At 60.7% G+C, this 23,259-nt stretch carries 19 protein-coding genes; 17 read left to right on the top strand and 2 right to left on the bottom strand.

What is annotated here, in order from left to right; translation table 11 throughout:
* Positions 1-94 precede the first annotated feature (94 nt).
* The 9 genes from KGA88_RS26345 (at position 95) to KGA88_RS26300 (ending at position 12,216) form a co-directional block, all read left to right on the top strand.
* Complete coding sequence (locus KGA88_RS26345) at positions 95-1,009, top strand: LysR family transcriptional regulator (RefSeq protein WP_085724453.1); 915 nt, start codon at positions 95-97, stop codon at positions 1,007-1,009.
* Between the two features lie 101 nt (positions 1,010-1,110).
* Positions 1,111-2,598, top strand: a complete 1,488-nt coding sequence (locus tag KGA88_RS26340) for a gamma-aminobutyraldehyde dehydrogenase (RefSeq protein ID WP_110658971.1) — start codon at positions 1,111-1,113, stop codon at positions 2,596-2,598.
* Between the two features lie 224 nt (positions 2,599-2,822).
* Positions 2,823-3,974: a putative ABC transporter substrate-binding protein YdcS gene (gene ydcS, locus KGA88_RS26335; protein WP_110658969.1), complete on the top strand. Its 1,152-nt coding sequence runs from the start codon at positions 2,823-2,825 to the stop codon at positions 3,972-3,974.
* Positions 3,975-4,153: 179 nt separating this feature from the next.
* Positions 4,154-5,191, top strand: a complete 1,038-nt coding sequence (locus tag KGA88_RS26330) for an ABC transporter ATP-binding protein (protein WP_110658967.1) — start codon at positions 4,154-4,156, stop codon at positions 5,189-5,191.
* Position 5,192: 1 nt separating this feature from the next.
* Positions 5,193-6,140, top strand: coding sequence for an ABC transporter permease (locus tag KGA88_RS26325; RefSeq protein ID WP_110658965.1), 948 nt, complete (start codon positions 5,193-5,195; stop codon positions 6,138-6,140).
* Entirely contained in the window at positions 6,130-6,939 is an 810-nt protein-coding gene (locus KGA88_RS26320; RefSeq protein WP_102699051.1) for an ABC transporter permease, read from the top strand. Before KGA88_RS26325 ends, KGA88_RS26320 begins: the two co-directional genes overlap by 11 nt.
* Before the next feature lie 167 nt (positions 6,940-7,106).
* On the top strand, positions 7,107-8,531 hold the full coding sequence (locus KGA88_RS26315; RefSeq protein ID WP_223595278.1) for a gamma-aminobutyraldehyde dehydrogenase: 1,425 nt from the start codon (positions 7,107-7,109) through the stop codon (positions 8,529-8,531).
* A 275-nt stretch (positions 8,532-8,806) separates the two neighbouring features.
* Positions 8,807-10,291 carry an APC family permease gene (locus tag KGA88_RS26305; protein WP_223595277.1) on the top strand — a complete coding sequence of 495 codons (1,485 nt, stop codon included), beginning with the start codon at positions 8,807-8,809 and terminating at the stop codon, positions 10,289-10,291.
* Positions 10,292-10,353: 62 nt separating this feature from the next.
* Entirely contained in the window at positions 10,354-12,216 is a 1,863-nt protein-coding gene (locus KGA88_RS26300) for an NAD(P)/FAD-dependent oxidoreductase (RefSeq protein ID WP_223595276.1), read from the top strand.
* A gap of 58 nt (positions 12,217-12,274) precedes the next feature.
* Here the strand turns inward: KGA88_RS26300 and KGA88_RS26295 are convergent, their stop codons facing one another.
* On the bottom strand, positions 12,275-12,433 hold the full coding sequence (locus KGA88_RS26295) for a hypothetical protein (RefSeq protein ID WP_181432145.1): 159 nt from the start codon (positions 12,431-12,433) through the stop codon (positions 12,275-12,277).
* A 453-nt stretch (positions 12,434-12,886) separates the two neighbouring features.
* Here KGA88_RS26295 and KGA88_RS26290 point away from each other — a divergent pair, with 453 nt between their 5' ends.
* Positions 12,887-13,366, top strand: a complete 480-nt coding sequence (locus tag KGA88_RS26290) for a Bro-N domain-containing protein (protein WP_223595275.1) — start codon at positions 12,887-12,889, stop codon at positions 13,364-13,366.
* Between the two features lie 338 nt (positions 13,367-13,704).
* On the opposite strand, the gene KGA88_RS26285 is transcribed toward KGA88_RS26290, so the two are convergent.
* Positions 13,705-13,890 carry a hypothetical protein gene (locus KGA88_RS26285; RefSeq protein WP_110662350.1) on the bottom strand — a complete coding sequence of 62 codons (186 nt, stop codon included), beginning with the start codon at positions 13,888-13,890 and terminating at the stop codon, positions 13,705-13,707.
* A gap of 418 nt (positions 13,891-14,308) precedes the next feature.
* Here KGA88_RS26285 and KGA88_RS26280 point away from each other — a divergent pair, with 418 nt between their 5' ends.
* The 7 genes from KGA88_RS26280 to KGA88_RS26250 all read left to right on the top strand — a co-directional run bounded on the left by KGA88_RS26280 (position 14,309) and on the right by KGA88_RS26250 (position 23,011).
* Positions 14,309-15,937 carry a glucan biosynthesis protein D gene (locus KGA88_RS26280; RefSeq protein WP_223595273.1) on the top strand — a complete coding sequence of 543 codons (1,629 nt, stop codon included), beginning with the start codon at positions 14,309-14,311 and terminating at the stop codon, positions 15,935-15,937.
* Between the two features lie 355 nt (positions 15,938-16,292).
* A complete protein-coding gene (locus tag KGA88_RS26275) occupies positions 16,293-17,207 on the top strand; it encodes a glutamate/aspartate ABC transporter substrate-binding protein (protein WP_223595271.1) in 915 nt (304 codons plus the stop codon).
* Between the two features lie 193 nt (positions 17,208-17,400).
* Positions 17,401-18,147, top strand: coding sequence for an amino acid ABC transporter permease (locus KGA88_RS26270; protein ID WP_110661448.1), 747 nt, complete (start codon positions 17,401-17,403; stop codon positions 18,145-18,147).
* Positions 18,147-18,818, top strand: coding sequence for an amino acid ABC transporter permease (locus tag KGA88_RS26265; RefSeq protein ID WP_110661446.1), 672 nt, complete (start codon positions 18,147-18,149; stop codon positions 18,816-18,818). Before KGA88_RS26270 ends, KGA88_RS26265 begins: the two co-directional genes overlap by 1 nt.
* A complete protein-coding gene (locus KGA88_RS26260) occupies positions 18,815-19,549 on the top strand; it encodes an amino acid ABC transporter ATP-binding protein (RefSeq protein ID WP_015093699.1) in 735 nt (244 codons plus the stop codon). The genes KGA88_RS26265 and KGA88_RS26260 overlap by 4 nt, the downstream gene beginning before the upstream one ends.
* A 235-nt stretch (positions 19,550-19,784) precedes the next feature.
* On the top strand, positions 19,785-21,686 hold the full coding sequence (locus tag KGA88_RS26255; protein WP_223595266.1) for a sensor histidine kinase: 1,902 nt from the start codon (positions 19,785-19,787) through the stop codon (positions 21,684-21,686).
* Complete coding sequence (locus KGA88_RS26250; RefSeq protein ID WP_223595264.1) at positions 21,683-23,011, top strand: sigma-54-dependent transcriptional regulator; 1,329 nt, start codon at positions 21,683-21,685, stop codon at positions 23,009-23,011. The genes KGA88_RS26255 and KGA88_RS26250 overlap by 4 nt, the downstream gene beginning before the upstream one ends.
* Positions 23,012-23,259: the final 248 nt, after the last annotated feature.

The raw sequence follows: 23,259 nt of genomic DNA, 5'->3' as shown, positions 1-23,259 counted from the left end.
AGTGCTTCCAGATGTTGCATTGACACGCCGCCTATCGAAAAAAAAGATATAGACTCTCGTAAATCGATAAAAACAGCCCACCGGGTGCTTTCCCATGATGACCTTGCGTCAGATCCGTCATTTCATCGCCGTGGCCGAGACCGGCTCGATCTCCGCCGCCGCGCAAACCGCGTTCATTTCCCAGTCGACCCTGACCCTGGCGATCCAGCAACTGGAGGAAGAAATCGGCGTCAGCCTGTTCAGCCGCCACGCCAAGGGCATGACCCTGACCCACCAGGGCCATCAATTCCTGCGCCAGGCGCACTTGATCCTGGCCACCGTGGATAACGCCAAGCGCAGCCTGCAACAGAGCACCGACCAGGTCGCCGGGCAGTTGATCGTCGGCGTGACCAGCCTGGTCGCCGGCTACTACCTGGCGGATTTGCTCACCCGTTTCCAGCGCGCCTATCCCAACGTGGAAATCCGCGTGATGGAAGACGAGCGCCCGTACATCGAGCATTTGCTGGTCAGCGGCGAGATCGATGTCGGCGTGCTGATCCTCTCCAACCTCGAAGACCGTCACGCCCTGCAGACCGAAGTACTGACCCACTCGCCGCACCGGCTATGGCTGCCGGCCCAGCACCCGCTACTGGAACACGACAGCATCAACCTCGCCGACGTCGCCCGCGAGCCGCTGATTCAATTGAACGTCGACGAAATGGACCGTAACGCCCAGCGCATGTGGTCGGCAGCCTCCTTGCAACCGCGCATCACCCTGCGCACCGCTTCGACCGAAGCGGTGCGAAGCCTGGTGGCTGCCGGATTGGGCGTGTCGATCCAGCCCGACATGACGTATCGCCCGTGGTCTCTGGAGGGCGACATCATCGAGGCGCGGACGATTGCCGACCTCAGCCAGACCCTCGACGTCGGCCTCGCCTGGCGTCGCGGCACCGCGCGGCCGGCGCTGGTGGATCCGTTCCTCACGGTTGCACGCGAACAACCCCACGGCGGGCGCAAGCCATCTATTTAATCGAACGCCACCTTCAGTATTTAGTATTTGTCGTCCTCGGGCCCGCGAACTAGTCTTGTTACATCTATATAAGACGGCCGGACCCCATCACTGGGAACACCATGGCCACACAAGAAAAGAGAACCCGAAAAATGGCTGGCGCGCAGACCCCGTTGTTCACCGCATTATTGATTGATGGTGAATTAGTCGCCGGTCAAGGCTGCGTCGAGCCGATTCTCAACCCCGCCACCGGCGAAGTCATCACGCAGATCGCCGAAGCCAGCACCGAGCAAGTCGAAGCCGCGATCCTCGCCGCCCACCGCGCCTTTGCCGGTTGGTCACGGACCACGCCTCAGCAGCGTTCGAACCTGTTGCTGGACATCGCCAACGCCATCGAAAAAAACGCCGACCTGCTCGCCCGCCTCGAATCCATGAACTGCGGCAAGCCGTTGCACCTGGCCCGTCAGGATGACCTGAGTGCCACGGTGGACGTGTTCCGCTTCTTCGCCGGTGCCGTGCGCTGCCAGACCGGCCAGCTCAGTGGCGAATACCTGCCGGGCTACACCAGCATGGTCCGTCGCGATCCTATCGGGGTGGTGGCGTCGATTGCGCCGTGGAACTACCCGATCATGATGGCCGCGTGGAAAATCGCCCCGGCCCTCGCCGCCGGCAACACCCTGGTGTTCAAGCCGTCGGAACACACGCCGCTGTCGATCCTGGCCCTGGCACCGGCGCTGGCCGAGATCCTGCCACGGGGTGTGATCAACATCGTTTGCGGCGGTGGCGAAGGCGTCGGCAGTCATTTGGTCAGCCATCCAAAGATCCGCATGGTGTCGCTGACCGGCGATATCGTCACCGGCCAGAAGATTCTCCAGGCCGCCTCGAAAACCCTCAAACGCACCCACCTCGAACTCGGTGGCAAGGCTCCGGTGATCGTCTGCAACGACGCCGACATTCAGGCCGTGGTCGAAGGCGTGCGCACCTACGGCTATTACAACGCCGGCCAGGATTGCACCGCCGCTTGCCGCATTTATGCCCAGGCCGGGATTCATGACCGTTTGGTCGCCGAGCTGGGCGCGGCTGTCAGCAGCCTGCGCTTTGCCGGCAAACGCGACGCCGACAACGAAATCGGCCCGCTGATAAGCACCCGCCAGCGTGACCGCGTGGCCAGTTTTGTCGAACGCGCCCTCGGCCAGCCGCACATCGAGCGGGTGACCGGTGCCGCCGTGCATTCCGGTGCCGGCTTCTATTACCAGCCGACATTGCTCGCCGGTTGCAAGCAAGGCGACGAGATCGTCCAGCGCGAAGTGTTCGGGCCGGTGGTCACCGTGACCCGCTTCGATGAGCTGGCACAAGCGGTGGATTGGGCCAACGATTCGGAATACGGCCTGGCGTCGTCGGTCTGGACCCAGAACCTCGACAAGGCCATGCAGGTCGCGGCGCGCTTGCAGTACGGCTGCACCTGGATCAACAGCCATTTCATGCTGGTCAGCGAAATGCCTCATGGCGGCCTGAAGCGTTCGGGCTACGGCAAGGACCTGTCCAGCGATTCGCTTCAGGACTACAGCGTGGTGCGGCACATCATGGCCCGCCACGGACAGCATTTATAAAATCGCACTACGCTAACAATTAGCCGTAAAGGCATTGATGTAGAAACGTTGGAACAAAGCGGTCCCCTTGTAGGAGCTGGCTTGCCAGCGAAGGCGTCCATCAGGACACCGCAAGGTTTGAGGGACTCATCGCCGGCAAGCCGGCTCCTACAGGACCGCGTTTACGACGTTGAAACCACGTTGAAAAAACTGCCCCGACCATAATTAAAGAAGAGGGAATTCCCATGTTCGTGCACAAGACCGCACTGCTCAGTGCAATCACCACCGCGCTGCTGGCCAGCGCCGCTGTCCAGGCCGCCGAGCCGCTCAAAGCTGTCGGGGCGGGCGAAGGCCAACTGGATATTGTGGCCTGGCCTGGCTACATCGAACGTGGCGAGAGCGACAAGGCCTACGACTGGGTGACCGGTTTCGAAAAGGAAACCGGCTGCAAGGTCAACGTCAAGACCGCCGCCACTTCCGATGAAATGGTCAGCCTGATGGCCAAGGGTGGTTATGACCTGGTCACCGCATCCGGCGACGCCTCCCTGCGCCTGATCGTCGGCAAGCGTGTGCAACCGATCAACACCGCGTTGATCCCGAACTGGAAAAACCTCGACCCGCGCCTCAAGGATGCACCGTGGTACGTGGTCAACAAGCAGACCTACGGCACCCCGTATCAGTGGGGCCCGAACGTGTTGATGTACAACACCAACGTATTCAAGACCGCGCCGACCAGCTGGAACGTCGTGTTCGATCCGCAGGACCTGCCCGATGGCAAGTCGAACAAGGGTCGCGTGCAGGCCTATGACGGTCCGATTTACATCGCCGACGCCGCGCTGTACCTGAAATCGACCAAACCGGAACTGGGCATCCAGAACCCGTATGAACTGACCGAAGCCCAGTACAAGGCCGTGCTCGATTTGCTGCGCGCCCAACAGCCGCTGATCCACCGCTACTGGCATGACACCACCGTGCAAATGAGCGACTTCAAGAACGAAGGCGTGGTTGCCTCCGGTGCATGGCCTTATCAGGTCAACGGCCTGATGAACGAGAAGCAGCCAATCGCCTCGACCATCCCGAAAGAAGGCGCCACCGGTTGGGCCGACACCACCATGATGCACACCGAGGCCAAGCATCCTAACTGCGCCTACAAGTGGATGGACTGGTCGCTGCAACCGAAAGTCCAGGGTGATGTAGCGGCGTGGTTCGGCTCGTTGCCAGCGGTTCCGGCGGCGTGCAAGGAGAGCGAACTGCTCGGCGCCGAAGGCTGCAAGACCAATGGTTTCGACCAGTTCGACAAGATCGCCTTCTGGAAAACCCCGCAGGCTGAAGGCGGCAAGTTCGTGCCGTACAGCCGCTGGACCCAGGACTACATCGCGATCATGGGCGGCCGTTAACGCCTGAAGGTCCTTCGGACCTTATCGCCAGCAAGCCGGCTCCTACACAGTCCGTGTACCCCTGTAGGAGCTGGCTTGCCAGCGATAGAGCGCAAAGCGCTCTTCTCTACCGATTCAGTTTTTTCAGAAGTCCAGGCAGGGCCGCTGCGACGGCCCTCGCCTTTTTGGAGCACCGCACCATGACGCTTGCAGTCCAGTTCACCAACGTTTCCCGTCAGTTCGGCGAAGTGAAAGCCGTAGACCGGGTTTCCATCGACATCCAGGACGGCGAGTTTTTCTCCATGCTGGGGCCTTCCGGCTCGGGCAAGACCACCTGTTTGCGCCTGATCGCCGGTTTTGAACAGCCGAGCGCAGGTTCCATCCGAATTCATGGCGAAGAGGCCGCCGGCCTGCCGCCGTACCAGCGCGACGTGAACACCGTGTTCCAGGATTACGCGCTGTTCCCGCACATGAACGTTCGCGACAACGTCGCCTACGGTTTGAAAGTCAAAGGCATCGGCAAAGCTGAACGCCTCAAGCGCGCCGAAGAATCCCTGGAGATGGTCGCCCTCGGCGGCTATGGCGAGCGCAAACCCGTGCAGCTCTCCGGTGGCCAGCGCCAGCGTGTGGCCCTGGCCCGTGCCCTGGTCAATCGCCCACGGGTGCTGCTGCTCGACGAACCCCTCGGCGCCCTCGACCTGAAGCTGCGCGAGCAAATGCAGAGCGAATTGAAGAAGCTGCAGCGCCAACTCGGCATCACCTTCATCTTCGTCACCCACGACCAGACCGAAGCGCTCTCGATGTCCGACCGCGTGGCGGTGTTCAACAAGGGCCGCATCGAACAGGTCGATAGCCCGCGCAACCTGTACATGAAACCGGCCACTACCTTCGTCGCGGAATTCGTCGGCACCTCCAACGTGATCCGCGGTGACCTGGCAAAACAGCTCAGCGGCAATCCGCAGCCGTTCTCGATTCGTCCGGAACACGTGCGTTTCGCCGAAGGCCCGCTGGCCAGCCACGAAATCGAAGTCAGCGGTTTGCTGCATGACATCCAGTACCAGGGCAGCGCCACCCGCTACGAACTGAAACTGGAAAACGGCCAGACCCTGAACATCAGCAAGGCCAACAACCAGTGGCTGGACACTAGCGCACAACACCAGACCGGTCAGCGCATCAGCGCGCGTTGGGCACGCGAAGCCATGATCCCGTTGCACGACACCGCTGCGGGCGGGGTGTGACATGAACACCTTGGCTATCTCTCAAAACCAGTCGGGCGGCTCGCCGCTGCGCCGGTTCTCCAACCTGCTGTATCGCCGGCCGAACCTGTACCTGTCGATGCTGCTGGTGCCGCCGCTGATCTGGTTCGGCGCGATCTATCTCGGCTCGTTGCTGACCCTGCTGTGGCAAGGTTTCTACACCTTCGATGACTTCACCATGGCGGTCACCCCCGACCTGACCCTGGCCAACTTCGCCGCGCTGTTCCAGCCGTCGAACTTCGACATCATCCTGCGCACCCTGGGCATGGCGGTTGTCGTGTCGATTGCCAGCGCCATCGTTGCGTTCCCGATTGCCTACTACATGGCGCGCTACACCACAGGCAAGACCAAGGCGTTTTTCTACATCGCAGTGATGATGCCGATGTGGGCCAGCTACATCGTCAAGGCCTACGCCTGGACGCTGCTGCTGGCCAAGGGCGGCGTGGCGCAGTGGTTCGTGCAGCACCTGGGGCTGGAGCCGGTCCTGCAATTCGTGCTGGGCATTCCGGGGGTTGGCGGCAGTACCTTGTCGACCTCGCACCTGGGGCGCTTCATGGTGTTCGTCTACATCTGGCTGCCGTTCATGATCCTGCCGATCCAGGCTTCGCTGGAACGCCTGCCGCCGTCGTTGCTGCAAGCCTCCGCCGACCTCGGGGCCAAGCCGCGCCAGACCTTCATGCAAGTGATTCTGCCGCTGTCGATCCCGGGCATCGCCGCCGGTTCCATCTTCACGTTTTCGCTGACCCTGGGTGACTTCATCGTGCCGCAACTGGTGGGCCCACCCGGCTACTTCGTCGGCAGCATGGTCTACGCCCAGCAAGGCGCGATCGGCAACATGCCAATGGCCGCCGCGTTCACCCTGGTGCCGATCGTGCTGATCGCCATCTATCTGTCCATCGTCAAACGTCTGGGGGCCTTCGATGCACTCTGAAAAAGCTTCCTTGGGCCTGCGCATTGCCGCCTGGGGCGGGTTAGTGTTCCTGCACTTCCCGATCCTGATCATCTTCCTGTACGCCTTCAACACCGAAGACGCAGCGTTCAGCTTTCCGCCCAAGGGCTTCACCCTGAAGTGGATCGGCGTGGCGTTCTCGCGGCCGGACGTGCTCGAAGCCATCAAGCTGTCGTTGCAGATCGCCTCGATTGCCACGCTGATCGCCATGGTCCTCGGCACATTGGCTTCGGCCGCGCTGTATCGCCGAGACTTCTTCGGCAAGCAAGGCATCTCGCTGATGCTGATCCTGCCGATTGCCCTGCCGGGGATCATCACCGGGATCGCGTTGCTGGCGACCTTCAAGACACTGGGCATCGAGCCGGGGATGTTCACCATCATCGTCGGCCACGCGACCTTCTGCGTGGTGATCGTCTACAACAACGTCATCGCCCGCTTGCGTCGCACTTCCCACAGCTTGATCGAGGCCTCGATGGACCTCGGCGCCGACGGCTGGCAGACCTTCCGCTACATCATCCTGCCGAACCTCGGCTCGGCGTTGCTGGCTGGCGGCATGTTGGCGTTCGCGCTGTCGTTCGACGAGATCATCGTCACCACCTTCACCGCCGGCCATGAACGCACCCTGCCGCTGTGGCTGCTCAACCAGCTCAGCCGCCCACGGGACGTGCCGGTGACCAACGTCGTGGCGATGCTGGTGATGATCGTGACCATGCTGCCGATTCTGGGCGCCTATTACCTGACCCGTGGCGGCGAAAGCGTTGCGGGCAGTGGCGGGAAGTAACTGACGACCAACATCTCCTGTAGGAGCGAGCCCGCTCGCGAAAAACGTTAACGATGACGAGGGCTGCCTGGATGAACGCGTCATCGTTCACGTCCATCGCGAGCAGGCTCGCTCCTACAGTGATCCGGTTTCTACAGAACAATAAAAGCGCCAAAGAGGACATGAACATGCAAACTAAACTCCTGATCAACGGCCAACTGCAGGACGGCGAAGGCCCCGCCCAACCGGTGTTCAACCCGGCGCTCGGCCGTGTGCTGGTGGAAATCAACGAAGCCAGCGAAGCCCAGGTCGATGCCGCCGTGCGCGCCGCCGATGCCGCGTTCGACAGCTGGTCGCAGACCCCGCCGAAAGAGCGCTCCCTGCTACTGCTCAAACTCGCCGATGCCATCGAAGCCCACGGCGAAGAACTGGCCAAGCTGGAATCGGACAACTGCGGCAAGCCCTACAGCGCCGCGCTGAACGACGAGATCCCGGCGATTGCCGACGTGTTCCGCTTCTTCGCCGGCGCCAGCCGTTGCATGAGCGGTTCGGCCGGTGGCGAGTACCTGCCCGGCCACACCTCGATGATCCGCCGCGATCCGGTGGGCGTGATCGCCTCCATCGCGCCGTGGAACTACCCGCTGATGATGGTCGCCTGGAAAATCGCCCCGGCCCTGGCCGCCGGTAATACCGTGGTGCTCAAGCCGTCGGAACAGACGCCGCTGACCGCCCTGCGCCTGGCCGAACTGGCGTCGGAGATCTTCCCGGCCGGCGTACTCAACCTGGTGTTCGGCCGTGGTCCTAGCGTCGGCAGCCCGCTGGTCACTCACCCGAAAGTGCGCATGGTGTCGCTGACCGGTTCGATCGCCACCGGTTCGAACATCATTTCCAGCACCGCCGACAGCGTCAAACGCATGCACATGGAACTGGGCGGCAAGGCCCCGGTGATCATCTTCGACGACGCCGACATCGACGGCGCCGTGGAAGGCATCCGCACCTTCGGTTTCTACAACGCCGGCCAGGACTGCACCGCGGCCTGCCGCATCTATGCCCAGGCAGGCATCTACGAAAAGTTCGTCGAGAAGCTCGGCGCCGCCGTCAGCAGCATCAAGTACGGCTTGCAGGATGATCCATCGACCGAACTCGGCCCGCTGATCACCGCACAACACCGCGACCGCGTGGCCAGTTTCGTCGAGCGCGCCATCGCCCAGCCGCACATCCGCTTGATCACCGGCGGCAAGGCTGTGGAAGGCAACGGCTTCTTCTTCGAACCGACCGTACTGGCCGACGCGCAGCAGGACGACGAAATTGTCCGCCGCGAAGTGTTCGGACCGGTGGTGTCGGTGACCAAGTTCAGCGATGAAGCTCAAGTGCTGGGCTGGGCCAACGACTCGGACTATGGCCTGGCGTCATCGGTGTGGACCGCCGACGTCGGCCGCGCCCATCGCCTGTCGGCGCGTTTGCAGTACGGCTGCACCTGGGTGAATACGCACTTCATGCTGGTCAGCGAAATGCCTCACGGCGGTCAGAAACTGTCCGGTTATGGCAAGGACATGTCCATGTATGGGCTGGAGGACTACACCGTGGTTCGGCATGTGATGTTCAAGCACTAAGAAACGCATCGCCTGTAGGAGCGAGCTTGCTCGCGATGGACGTCAACGATGACACGGGGATCCTGACGCCCCGCGGTGTCCTCAGATTTTTCGCGAGCAAGCTCGCTCCTACAGCGAAGAGGTCACCTCGGTTTCAAGGCAGAAACCGGCAATACGCACCACCAGGCTCCACCCCAAAGAAGACAAAACAATAACCACCGATCCGGGCGGCGCTCCCAACGCCCCGCCACGGTTTCGGACATCCGAAATCTGCCGATTTTCCGGAGCAAACACACATGAGTGCATCACCCGATCTCTCTACAGCCCTTGCCGACAGCGATGCCGAGCAACTACGCAAACTGGGTTACACCTCCAACTTCAATCGCAGCATGAGCCTGTGGGAAAACTTCGCCCTGGGCTTCACCTACCTGTCCCCGGTCGTCGGGGTGTATACCCTGTTCGGCCTGTGCCTGGCCGCCGGTGGACCACCGATGTTCTGGGCTTACCTGCTGGTCGGTTGCGGCCAGTTGCTGGTATGCCTGATCTTCGGCGAAGTGGTTTCGCAGTTCCCGATTTCCGGCGGCGTGTACCCATGGGCCCGTCGCCTGGTGGGCAAGCGCTGGGCGTGGATGGTTGGCTGGATCTACTCCATCGCGCTGTGCGTGACCATCGCGGCGGTTGCCGTGGGTGCCGGTCCGTACCTCGCCGCCATGATGGGCTTTGAGCCAAGCAACAACACCAACATCATCATCGCCCTGTTCCTGACGCTGTTCGCCACCCTGGTCAACCTCAGCGGCACCAAAGTGCTGGCGCGTATCGCCATGTTCGGCTTCCTCTGCGAATTGGTCGGCGCGGTGATCGTTGGCGTTTACCTGCTGATTTTCGAGCGTCATCAACCGCTCAGCGTGTTGTTCAACACCTTCGATATCAGCGTCGACGGCTCGTACCTGCCGGCGTTCCTCACCGCTTCGCTGGCGGGGATGTTCCTGTACTACGGCTTCGAGGCCTGCGGCGACGTTGCCGAAGAAACCCCGAACCCGAGCAAGAAAATCCCGGTGGCCATGCGCATGACCATCTACATCGGCGGCATCGCGGCGATGTTCGCCTGCCTGGCGCTGATCCTGGCCGTGCCGGACATGCAAGCCGTGATCAACGGTACCGACAAGGACCCGGTCACCACCATCCTCAACAACGCGTTCGGGCCGGTGGGTTCGAAAGTCGTGATGGGCGTGGTGATGATTTCCTTCATCTCCTGCGTGATCAGCCTGCAAGCGGCGGCCAGTCGTCTGCTGTATTCCTACGCCCGTGATGAAATGGTCATCGGCAGCCGACTGCTGAAGAAGATTTCCCCTACGACTCAAGTTCCGGTTGCCGCGCTGTTCGTGTCCGGCGTCCTGCCGGCGCTGATCATCATCCTCGGCTTCTTCCTGCAGGACGCGGTCGCCACCATCGTCAGCTTCGCGGCGATCGGCATCTACCTGGCGTTCCAGATGATTGTGCTGGCGGCCCTGTATGCGCGCATGAAGGGCTGGAAACCGAGCGGCAAATTCACCCTCGGCGCCTGGGGCTGGGCGGTGAACATCGGCGCGCTGGTCTATGGTGTCGGTGCAATCATCAACATGGCCTGGCCACGTACGCCGGACGCTGCGTGGTACATCAACTACGCGATGGTGCTCAGTACCGCCATCGTGATTGGCCTGGGCTTGCTCTACATGTGGATCGCCAAGCCGTATGACCACGGCAAGGCACCTGCGGGCGATGCCTGGAAAGTCAGCCGGTAACGGCATTCGCCCCGGTGCCGATGTGGCGCCGGGGCGATCTAAAAAACCAACAAGGAAGAAATATGGATATCACCCGCCGCGACTTTCTCAACGGCGTCGCTGTCACCATCGCTGCCGGCATGACCCCTCTGCAACTTCTCCAGGCCGCCCCCGACGGGCGCTACTACCCACCGGCCCTCACCGGCCTGCGGGGCAGCCACGTCGGCTCGTTCGAAATTGCCCACCAGATGGGCTGGGAGAAAAAGATCTTCGACACCGACAAGCTGCCGATCACCGAAGAATATGACCTGGTAGTGGTAGGAGGCGGCCTCAGCGGTCTGTCCGCTGCGTGGTTCTACCGTGAGAAACATCCGAAAGCGCGCATCCTGATTCTGGAAAACCACGACGACTTCGGCGGTCGCGCCAAGCGCAACGAATTCTCCGCCGGTGGTCGCATGATCATCGGCTACGGCGGCAGTGAAGCCTTCCAGTCGCCGAACCATCTATACAGCAAGGAAGTGAACGGCCTGCTGAAGAAACTCGGGGTCAATATCAAGCGCTTCGAGACAGCTTTTGATCGCCAGTTCTACCCGGGCCTGGGCCTGTCCCGCGGGGTGTTCTTCGACAAGGAAAACTTCGGCGAAGACAAACTGGTGACCGGCGACCCGACGCCGATGGTGGCCGACGACATCGCCCCCGACCAGTTGCACGCCCGCTCCATCCCCGACTTCATCAACGACTTCCCGTTGCCGGAAGCTGACCGCCAGGCGTTGATCGCCCTGCACATGACGCCCAAGGATTACCTGCCCGGCAAAACCACCGAGGAAAAAACCGCCCACCTGGAAGCCACCAGCTATCAGGACTTCCTGCTCAAGGATGTAGGCCTGTCGGCTCAGGCGGTTAAATATTTCCAGAGCCGCACCAACGACTTCATGGCCCTGAGCATCGACGCGGTGGCCGCGTCCGACGCCTACTCGGTCGGTTTCCCAGGTTTCAGCGCGATGAATCTGGAGCCGATCAGCGAAGAAGCCCAGGCAGAAATGGAAGAGCCCTACATCTACCACTTCCCCGACGGCAATGCCTCGCTGGCGCGCTTGCTGGTGCGCAGCCTGATCCCGGCCGTGGCGCCTGGACATACCATGGACGACATCGTCCTGGCCCCGTTCGACTACGCCAAACTCGACCAGGCCAAAGCCCCAGTGCGCATCCGCCTGAACAGCACAGCGGTTAGCGTGCGCAACGTCGGCAGCGGCGTGAACGTCGGCTACAGCCGTGGCGGCCAGCTCAGCCAGGTGCGCGGCAAGCATTGCATCATGGCCTGCTACAACATGATCATCCCGTACCTGCTGCGCGACCTACCCGCCGAGCAATCCCACGCCCTGAGCCAGAACGTGAAGTTCCCGCTGGTCTACACCAAGGTGGTGATCCGCAACTGGCAGTCATTCCAGAAGCTCGGCGTGCATGAAATCTACGCCGCGACCCAACCCTACAGCCGGATCAAACTCGACTACCCGGTGAGCATGGGCGGCTACGACCACCCGAAAGACCCGACACAACCCATTGGCCTGCACATGGTCTACGTCCCCACCAGCCCCAACAGCGGCATGAACGCCCGCGACCAGGCCCGCGCCGGCCGTGCTCGCCTGTATGGCCAGAGCTTCGAACAACTGGAAGCGCAATTGCGCGACCAACTGCAACGCATGCTCGGCCCTGGCGGTTTCAACCACGAAACCGACATCCTCGCCATCACCGTCAACCGCTGGTCACACGGCTACGCGTACTTCTCCAACAGCCTGTACGACGATGCCGACGAGAGCGAGAAACTGATGGAACTGGCGCGTCAGCCAGTAGGACGGGTGAGCATTGCCAACTCGGACGCGGCGTGGAGCGCGTATGCCCATGCGGCGATCGATGAGGCGTATCGAGCGGTGGGGGAAGTGGGTTAAACAACGGTAATTGAGCTCCACGGATGGCCATTCCCAGCGATCCGTGGAGTCAAAAACCTCAGACGGCATCGTCGTCCAGAACCTCAACCAACACGCTCCCGCCCCTTAGTAATGCCATCAACTCATCAGTTTGCCATTTGATATCGGCTTTGCCGCGCACCGCTTCGAAGCGATCCTGAGCATCACTCTTACGTTTCTCGTCACGGTCGTCAGCCACAGATCTACTCCTCTGGTCCAAGTTTTCGCCTCCTATCCCGGATCCGCTTAAATAACGGAAATACCGCGACTCAGGAATATCGTCTCTGTAATGAGTGCAAAAACAGGAATTTCCTACAGACGCAGCCTTCCTGAAAAACCCTCGATTCCTACAACACGCGTCGCCAGAGTAGACTTGGCGCCGCGAGCGCCTGACCGATAGGCTTCATCCCGTCGCTGCCAAATCAGCGGCCCGGAGTCGAAGCCGGAACACATCAACATGGCGCATCCGCCCCCCCATATGAGCTGGGGCATTTTTTTGCCTTTCAGTTTCGCGTTATGGCGGGCCGTGTGGCGCGGGCCTCTCGGCTTCCATGTTGATCGAGAATGTTCCGACTTCGAACGCCCCACGGTCCGCCACCCAAATCTGTCGAAGGATTACTGGCGGCTCCTTTCTTCAACATGGAGTCGAAAAATGCACAAGCACACATCTCATCCGACTGAAATTCCTTCCTGCTTCATTCCTAATGTCTTCACCCGCCACAACCGTTTCCTCCACGCCTTCATGCAAGCCAACCAAGCCTGGTTCTGCGCCCAGGATCTAGGTCGCTTGATGGGCAAACCACTCAATGAACGCCTGACCCTCAAACTCGATCCCGACCAACGTCGCAGCGTCTGGCTGCGCAAGGACGGCAAAACGGTCGAAACCCTGATGGTCAGCGAATCCGGCATGTACGCCTTGCTGGTCCACCACTTCGTTCCGGAAAATCGCAATCTGCGTCAGTGGTTGAGCAACGAAGTCATACCCTCGCTGCGTGATGCGAAATCAGAGCCTGTGGAAAACCTGCCAAGCCTGAGCTCCTTGAATTGGGCCGGAGTTTCGGTGCCCTTGCTGCATTACCAACATCACGCCTGGATCAAGTGGCGAGACATGCCTGAGTTGATGCAGGTGTAGCACCCCTTCCCAATCGCCGGCACGTGCAGTTGAAGGGATAAGTCGGGCTGATCAAAAAGGGACGGACTTCACAGTCCGCCCCTTTGGTTTGAGTCCTCTCAATAAATTGTCCTGCTCAATGAGTTATATCCACATGAACGAGACTCGCAGCGTCAAACGAAACATCATCGAAATGATTCCATGTGATAGCTCGTTTGCAGAAGCGTCTCTCCATAAGCTCGACCAGCAATTCGTCCGACAGCAAGCAATAGATGCTGGCATAGCCGACGCTGATGCAGGCAGGTTAACCAGCCTGGCCACCGTGAAGGCCAAATGGCTATCACGGTAACCAGCCCTGCTCAAAACCTCGAAACACTCCTCATCGCATCCACCAGATACCTCATCGCAATCCTGTCGTTCTCCGACAACTCCCGATAGCGCTCCACCAACTTCATTTCCTCGTTATTGAGCCGACGCCTGCGTCGCCCCATGGCCAGGCATGGAAAGATTCCCAATATTTCGGTAATGCCTTGTACTTTCGACATGGACGATGTCCTTCTCTATACGTCAAAGAAAACTGCAACAAACCGCATCGCCCTAACCCTTTTTCAGCAGCGCCTCGTGCCAACTGAAACGCACCGGCCCGAAGGGCATAAACCGGTCATGTGCACAGAATAGAAATATTCCGGGCGCTGAAAAACAGTTTTTAGAGTAATTAGTCGAAAAAAGCAGATATGCCCTCTAAATCAGAAACCACTGTCGGAATTGTTTCCCGACATGTCTTGTTTCATTGCCGAGCCAGCGTCGTGCCATCAATCAATTTTGCTCTGCAATCGAACGGTTTAAGCTAGCCGGCATCTGTTTAAAAGTCCGTTGCGTTTGGCCGAAGGCATGTCCGAACCGATATTTCTGATCCAGCACGTGCCAGGAACGGCGCGGGATTGTTCACGACAGGTTGTATTTATGCACCGCAGGAACTTGCTCAAAGCCTCCATGGCTATCGCGGCCTACACCGGTTTGTCCGCCACCGGCCTGCTCGCCGCCCGCGCTTGGGCCGCCAGCGGCGGCACCGCTGATGGCGAGGCCACCGCGTTCGATTTCGAGGCGCTGAAGCTCCAGGCCAAACAGCTCGCCAGCAATCGCTACCAGGACACCAAACAACAGTTGCCGCCGACCCTGGCGAGCATGACGCCGCAGAACTTCAATGCGATCCGCTACGACGCCAACCACTCTTTGTGGAATGACCTGAACGGTCAGCTGGATGTGCAGTTTTTCCACGTCGGCATGGGATTCAAGCAGCCGGTACGCATGTACAGCGTCGACCCCAAGACCCGCCAGGCGCGTGAGGTGCATTTCCGCCCGTCGCTGTTCAACTATGAAAACACCACGGTCGACACCGCACAGCTCAAGGGCGACCTGGGTTTCTCCGGCTTCAAGTTGTTCAAGGCCCCGGAACTGGACAAGCACGACGTCGTGTCCTTCCTCGGCGCCAGTTACTTCCGAGCGGTGGACGCTACCGGCCAGTACGGTTTGTCGGCCCGCGGACTGGCCATCGACACCTACGCCAAGAAGCGCGAAGAATTCCCCGATTTCACCAAGTTCTGGTTCGAGACACCGGACAAGGACAGCACCCGCTTCGTGGTCTACGCCCTGCTCGACTCGCCGAGCGCCACCGGTGCCTACCGCTTCGATATCGACTGCCAGGCCGAGCGCGTAGTGATGGAAATTGATGCCCACGTCAATGCACGCACCGCCATCGATCAGTTGGGCATCGCGCCGATGACCAGCATGTTCAGCTGCGGCACCCACGAACGCCGGATGTGCGACACCATTCACCCGCAAATCCACGACTCCGATCGCCTGGCCATGTGGCGCGGCAACGGCGAGTGGATCTGCCGCCCGCTGAATAACCCGGCGACCCTGCAATTCAATGCCTTCGCCGACAAGGACCCGAAAGGTTTCGGCCTGGTGCAGACCGATCACGAGTTCGCCAGCTACCAGGACACCGTCGACTGGTACAGCCGCCGCCCGAGCCTGTGGGTCGAACCGACCACCGCCTGGGGCGAAGGCTCGGTCGACCTGCTGGAAATCCCCACCACCGGCGAAACCATGGACAACATCGTCGCTTTCTGGACCCCGAAGAAACCGGTGGCTGCCGGCGACTCGCTGAATTACGGCTACAAGCTCTACTGGAGCGCACTGCCACCGGTCGGCACACCACTGGCGCGAGTCAACGCCACCCGTTCCGGGATGGGCGGTTTCACCGAAGGCTGGGCGCCGGGCGAGCATTATCCGCCAGTCTGGGCCCGTCGTTTCGCCGTGGACTTCACTGGCGGCGGCCTGGACCGTTTGCCTGAAGGCGCGGGCATTGAGCCGGTCGTCACCTGCTCGAACGGCGAGGTCAAGGATTTCAGCATCCTGAAACTCGATGACATCAAGGGTTACCGTGTCCTGTTCGACTGGTACCCGACCAATGACAGCGTGGAGCCCGTCGAGCTGCGTCTGTTCATCCGCACCAACGACCGCACGCTGAGTGAGACCTGGTTGTACCAGTACTTCCCGCCAGCACCGGACAAGCGCAAATATCCCTGACATACCCTCCCCGTAGGAGCCTGCTTGCCGGCGATGGCGATCTCGAGACCGCTATCGCCGGCAAGCCGGCTCCTTCAGGAAGCGATTCAGACAATCCGCCATTCGGTTTTCCGAACGCGACCTGCGGGTCGGTTCGGTTAACCGGATCATTCAGCTTCAACATTCGCGCCATAAATATTTAATTTAGTTATAAATCAATGACTTAACCTATTAGCACTGGTCTGGCACGAGTCATGCTCTACACTTCTTCGACGAATGTCCTTTGCGCGTACTTATCAACGCGCTCAGGTGTTTTGCAGCACAAAAAGGGCCGATGAACTGGCTCCATAAAAAAAACAAAGTCGAGGAAAATTTGATGCGCATCGTTCCCCATATCCTGGGCGCAGCCATTGCTGCCGCTCTGATCAGCACTCCGGTTTTCGCCGCCGAACTCACCGGCACCCTGAAGAAGATCAAAGAGTCCGGCACCATCACCCTGGGCCATCGCGACGCTTCCATTCCGTTTTCCTACATTGCGGACGCTACCGGCAAACCGGTCGGCTACTCCCACGACATCCAGCTGAAAGTCGTCGAAGCCATCAAGAAAGACCTGGATATGCCGAACCTCCAGGTCAAGTACAACCTGGTGACTTCGCAAACCCGTATCCCACTGGTGCAGAACGGCACCGTGGACCTCGAGTGCGGTTCCACCACCAACAATGTCGAGCGTCAGCAGCAAGTCGACTTCTCCGTCGGCATCTTCGAAATCGGTACCCGCCTGCTGTCCAAGGCAGGCTCCCAGTACAAGGATTTCGACGATCTGAAAGGCAAGAACGTCGTGACCACCGCTGGCACCACGTCCGAGCGCATCCTCAAATCGATGAACGCCGACAAGCAGATGGGCATGAACGTCATCTCCGCCAAGGACCACGGCGAATCCTTCCAGATGCTGGAATCGGGTCGTGCCGTGGCCTTCATGATGGACGACGCCCTACTGGCCGGTGAAGCCGCCAAGGCCAAGAAGGCCGATGACTGGGCCGTGACCGGTACTCCACAATCCTTCGAAATCTACGGCTGCATGGTGCGCAAAGGCGACGAGCCGTTCAAAAAGGCTGTGGATGACGCCATCAAGGCCACCTACGCATCGGGCGAGATCAACAAGATCTACGAAAAATGGTTCATGCAGCCAATCCCGCCAAAAGGCCTGAACCTGAACTTCCCGATGAGCAACGAACTCAAGGCCCTGATCGCCAATCCGACCGATAAAGCGGCTGACGAAAAGAAATCCTGATTTCTGACTAACCTTACCTCCTGACAGGGCGCGTGCCCTTTCAGGAGGTGGTCACTTCCTGCTGGCATTTTTTGGAAACACTCGAACCGGTGGCTGCCGAGCCGGGGGCGTGTGCCTGACGTAAAGATCAGGCGGGAACGGAGCTTCCCCCAAGCGGGCACTTGTACATCGATTGAACTGAGGGGAGACCCTAATGAATTACAACTGGGACTGGGGCGTGTTCTTCAAGTCCACCGGCGTGGGCAGCGAGACTTATCTCGACTGGTACGTGACCGGTCTGGGCTGGACCATCGCCATCGCCATCGTGGCCTGGATCATTGCCCTGACACTGGGCTCGATCCTGGGCGTCATGCGTACCGTGCCGAATCGCATCGTATCGGGCATCGCCACCTGCTACGTCGAACTCTTCCGTAACGTGCCGCTGCTGGTTCAGCTGTTCATCTGGTACTTCCTGGTACCCGACCTGCTGCCGGCCGACCTGCAAGAGTGGTACAAGCAGGACCTGAACCCGACCACCTCGGCCTTCCTCAGCGTCGTCGTGTGCCTGGGCCTGTTCACCACCGCCCGGGTTTGCGAACAGGTGCGCACCGGTATCCAGGCCCTGCCAAAAGGCCAGGAATCCGCGGCCCGTGCCATGGGTTTCAAGCTGCCGCAGATCTACTGGAACGTGCTGCTGCCCCAGGCCTACCGGATCATCATTCCGCCGCTTACCTCGGAATTCCTGAACGTTTTCAAGAACACCTCCGTGGCCTCGCTGATCGGCTTGATGGAATTGCTCGCGCAGACCAAACAGACCGCCGAGTTCTCCGCCAACCTGTTCGAAGCCTTCACCCTGGCAACGCTGATCTACTTCACCCTGAACATGAGCCTGATGTTGCTGATGCGTCTGGTCGAGAAGAAAGTCGCCGTACCGGGCCTGATCTCCGTAGGGGGTAAATGATGGAATTCGACTTCTCGGGCATCATCCCGGCCATTCCCGGTTTGTGGAACGGCATGATCATGACCCTCAAGCTGATGGCCATGGGCGTGGTCGGCGGGATCATCCTCGGCACGATCCTGGCGCTGTGCCGTCTGTCCCACAACAAACTGCTGTCGAACCTGGCTGGCGCCTACGTCAACTACTTCCGCTCGATTCCGCTGCTGCTGGTGATCACCTGGTTCTACCTGGCGGTGCCGTTCGTACTGCGCTGGATCACCGGCGAAGACACGCCGATCGGCGCGTTCGCCTCGTGCATCGTGGCGTTCATGATGTTCGAAGCGGCGTACTTCTGCGAAATCGTCCGTGCTGGCGTGCAGTCGATTCCCAAGGGCCAGATGGGCGCTGCCCAGGCACTGGGCATGAGCTACGGCCAGATGATGCGCCTGATCATCCTGCCGCAAGCGTTCCGCAAGATGACCCCGCTGCTGCTGCAGCAGAGCATCATCCTGTTTCAGGACACCTCGCTGGTCTACGCCGTCGGCCTGGTGGACTTCCTCAATGCTTCGCGCGCCAGCGGCGACATCATTGGCCGCTCCAATGAGTTCCTGGTTTTCGCCGGTCTCGTGTACTTCATCATCAGCTTTGCCGCCTCGCAGCTGGTCAAGCGTCTGCAAAAAAGGTTCGCCGTATGATCTCTATCAAAAGCATCAACAAGTGGTATGGGGACTTCCAGGTACTGACTGATTGCAGCACCGAGGTCAAAAAAGGCGAAGTGATCGTGGTGTGCGGGCCATCCGGCTCCGGCAAGTCGACGCTGATCAAGTGCGTCAACGCCCTGGAACCGTTCCAGAAGGGTGACATCGTGGTCGACGGCACCTCCATCGCCGACCCGAAAACCAACCTGCCGAAACTGCGTTCGCGCGTGGGCATGGTGTTCCAGCACTTCGAGCTGTTCCCGCACCTGACCATCACCGAAAACCTGACCATCGCGCAGATCAAGGTGCTGGGCCGCAGCAAGGAAGAAGCCACCAAGAAAGGCCTGCAACTGCTCGAACGTGTCGGCCTGTCGGCTCACGCCCACAAGCACCCGGGTCAACTGTCCGGTGGCCAACAGCAGCGTGTGGCGATTGCCCGTGCGCTGGCGATGGACCCGATCGTCATGCTGTTCGACGAACCGACCTCGGCGCTGGACCCGGAAATGGTCAACGAAGTGCTCGACGTGATGGTGCAACTGGCCCACGAAGGCATGACCATGATGTGCGTGACCCACGAAATGGGCTTCGCCCGTAAAGTGGCTGACCGCGTCATCTTCATGGACCAGGGCAAGATCATTGAAGACTGCAAGAAAGAAGAGTTCTTCGGCGACATCAGCCACCGTGCCGAACGTACGCAGCACTTCCTCAACAAGATCTTGCAGCACTAAGCAAACACCGCTCCCTCTGTGGAGGCGGGCTTGTGTGGCGAGGGGGCTTGCCCCCGTTGGGTCGCGAAGCGGCCCCGGCATTGCAAAGTCGAACCGCGTGGGTAGGGTTTACGACTGCTGCGCAGCCGAACGGGGCGATGCGGCGATCCGGCAAGCCCCCTCGCCACAGAGCCGGCTCCTACAAGGACCGGTGCAAGGTTCAGATTTGTGTTGTGGTTGACCCAAGGCATCTGTGATGAAATGCGACCCCAATCTTTATCGCGCAACGTCGCCATCACTCGCCGTGAAACCCCGTCTGGTTCGTCATTTGTTCCTGCCGCCCCTGATCATCGCCATGATGATCGGACTGGGCTATATCGGCTTCTGGATCAGTGAGCACTACGGCATCCGCAGCCTCAGCGAAAACGGCCAGCGCCAGCTGGAACTGCACGCCCGTGCCGTCGAAAGCGAAATCAGCAAATACACCTACCTGCCCAGCCTGCTGGAACTCGAAACCAGTGTTTCGCAGCTGCTGGCCGACCCGACCCCGGAACACCGGCAAGCGGTCAACGATTACCTTGAAGGCCTGAACCGGCGCAGCCGCAGTCGGGCCATCTACGTGATGGACACCACCGGCCGCGTCATGGCCACCAGCAACTGGCGCGATGTCGACAGTTACCTGGGTGAAGACCTGTCCTTTCGCGCCTATTTCCAGAACGCCGTGCGCGGTCAGCCCGGGCGTTTCTATGGCATCGGCAGCACCAACGGCGAACCCGGTTACTACCTGGCCCATGGACTGGAAGAGCACGGCAAGATCATCGGCGTCGCCGTGGTCAAGGTCCGCCTGGAAGCCATGGAAGAACGCTGGCAGCGGGCGCGCCTGGAAGCCTTCGTCAGCGACGAGAACGGCATCATCATTCTGTCCAGCGATCCGGCCCGGCGCTTGAAGTCGGTGGTGCCGCTGAGTGAAGAAACCAAGGAAAAGCTCGCCCGCAGCCTGCAGTACTACTGGTTCCCGCTCAACGAACTGCAACCGCTGGCCCGGGAAACCCTGTCCGAGGGCGTGGAAAAACTCACGTTCCCGGCCAACAGCGAACTGGTGTCCGACGATGAAAACATCAGCTACCTGTCGCAAACCCGGCAGTTGAGCGATACGCCGTGGAATTTCACCCTGCTCACGCCGCTCCAGGACTTGCGTCGTGAAGCGATCAACCAGGGGATTCTGGTGGCCGTGGCCTTTGCCCTCTGCGCCTTTCTGTTGATCGCCTGGAACGAACGGCGCAAGGTGATCGCCACCCGTCTCGCGGCCCGGGAAGCCTTGCAGGAAGCCAACAATCAGCTGGAGCGTCGGATTACCGAACGCACCACCGACCTGCGCGCCAGCAACGAACGGCTCAAGGGCCAGATCCGCGAGCGCCGGCACGCCGAAGAGACCTTGCGCCGCGCCCAGGATGAGCTGGTACAGGCCGGAAAACTCGCGGCCATCGGCCAGATGTCCACCAGCATCGCCCACGAACTGAACCAGCCGCTGGCGGCGCTGCGCACCTTGTCGGGCAATACCGTGCGCTTCCTCGAACGCGGCCAGCTCGATGTGGCCAGCACCAACCTCAAGACCATCAACGAACTGATCGACCGCATGGGCCGGATCACCGCCAGCCTGCGCTCGTTTGCCCGCCGCGGTGACGACAAGGGCCAGGCCTGCCTCGGCAAAGGCGTGGACGCGGCCTTGCAATTGCTCGGCGGCCGGGTGGAAAACATTCAGCTGCAACTGCACCGCGATTTCACCGATGTGCAGGTGCAGATCGACCAGACCCGCCTGGAGCAGATTCTGGTCAACCTGATCGGCAACGCCCTCGACGCCATGCAAGCGCAGCCGCAACCCGAGTTGTGGCTCGAAGGCGAAGCGTTCGATGGCAAATATCGCCTGCGGGTGCGTGACAACGGTCACGGCATCGACGCCGAAGCGCGCAAGCACCTGTTCGAGCCCTTCTTCACCACCAAACCCGGCGAACAGGGCCTGGGCCTGGGCCTGACCCTTTCCGCCAGCCTCGCCGCCGCCACCGGCGGTCACCTGGGTGTCGAGCACCCGGCCAGCGGTGGTACCGCATTCGTCCTCAGTTTACCGTTGGTAAGCCCCACTCCCGCCGAGCCAATATGAACAACGACCTTAGTGTATTGATCGTCGAAGACGACCCCCATGTGCTGCTCGGCTGCCAACAGGCGCTGACCCTGGAAGACATTCCCTGCATTGGCGTGGGCAGCGCCGAAGAAGCCCTGGAGCGCGTCGGCGACAACTTCGCCGGCATCGTTGTCAGCGACATTCGCCTGCCGGGCATCGATGGCCTGGAATTGCTGACCCGCCTCAAGGCCCGCGACCGCAGCTTGCCGGTGGTGCTGATCACCGGGCACGGCGACATCTCCATGGCCGTCGGCGCGATGCAGAAAGGCGCCTACGACTTCATGGAAAAGCCGTTCTCCCCGGAGCGCCTGGTGGACGTGGCCCGCCGCGCGCTGGAGCAACGCAGCCTGGCGCGGGAGGTGTCGTCGCTGCGCCGGCAACTGGCCGAGCGCGACTCCCTCGAAGGGCGGATCATCGGTCGCTCGCCGGCCATGCAGAACCTGCGGGAACTGATCGCCAACGTTGCCGATACCTCGGCCAACGTGTTGATCGAAGGCGAGACCGGCACCGGCAAGGAACTGGTTGCGCGCTGCCTGCATGATTTCAGTCGGCGGCACACCAAGCAGTTCGTCGCCCTGAACTGCGGCGGCCTGCCGGAAAACCTCTTCGAAAGCGAAATCTTCGGCCACGAGGCCAACGCCTTTACGGGTGCGGGCAAACGCCGGATCGGCAAGATCGAACACGCCGACGGCGGCACGCTGTTCCTCGACGAAGTGGAAAGCATGCCCCTGCCCTTGCAGATCAAACTGCTGCGGGTGCTACAGGAGCGCACCCTCGAACGCCTCGGTTCGAACCAGAGCGTGGCAGTGGATTGCCGGGTGATCGCGGCGACCAAATCCGACCTCGTCGAGTCGAGCAAGGCCGGCGAATTCCGCAGCGACCTGTACTACCGCCTCAACGTGGTGACCCTGGAACTGCCGCCGCTGCGTGAACGCCGTGAAGACATCCTGCAGCTGTTCGAACACTTCCTGCAGCAGTCATCCCTGCGCTTCGACCGCATCGCGCCGGAGCTGGACAACCAGACCGTATCGAACCTGATGAGCCACGACTGGCCGGGTAACGTGCGTGAACTGCGCAACGTCGCCGAGCGTTTTGCCCTGGGCCTGCCGGCGTTCAAGAAAACCGCTGCCGGCGGTGGCAACCAGAGCCTGGCCTTTGCCGAAGCGGTGGAAGCGTTCGAGCGCAACCTGCTCAGCGATGCCTTGCTACGCAGCGGCGGCAACCTGACCCAGGCCAGCCAGGAACTGGGCATGGCCAAGACCACGTTGTTCGACAAAGTGAAAAAGTACGGCCTGAGTCATTAAGTGTGGACCTGATTCTCAAAGCAACCCTGGTGACTGTCTGGCTACGTATCCAGACTAGAGCCAGGTCCCCTGTGGGAGCGGGCTTGCTCGCGAAAGCGGTGTGTCAGTCAACTTAAATACCAACTGACACTCCCTCTTCGCGAGCAAGCCCGCTCCCACAGGAGTATTGGGCGATCCCGGGATTTGTGCCTGGCGGCAGCCCCCTGTAGGAGCTGGCTTGCCAGCGATGGCGGTGTGTCATGGTGAAA

Origin of the sequence: Pseudomonas sp. A-R-19 (assembly GCF_019956575.1) — a bacterium.
Lineage (GTDB): Bacteria > Pseudomonadota > Gammaproteobacteria > Pseudomonadales > Pseudomonadaceae > Aquipseudomonas.
This window is presented reverse-complemented; position numbering and strand designations above follow the sequence as displayed.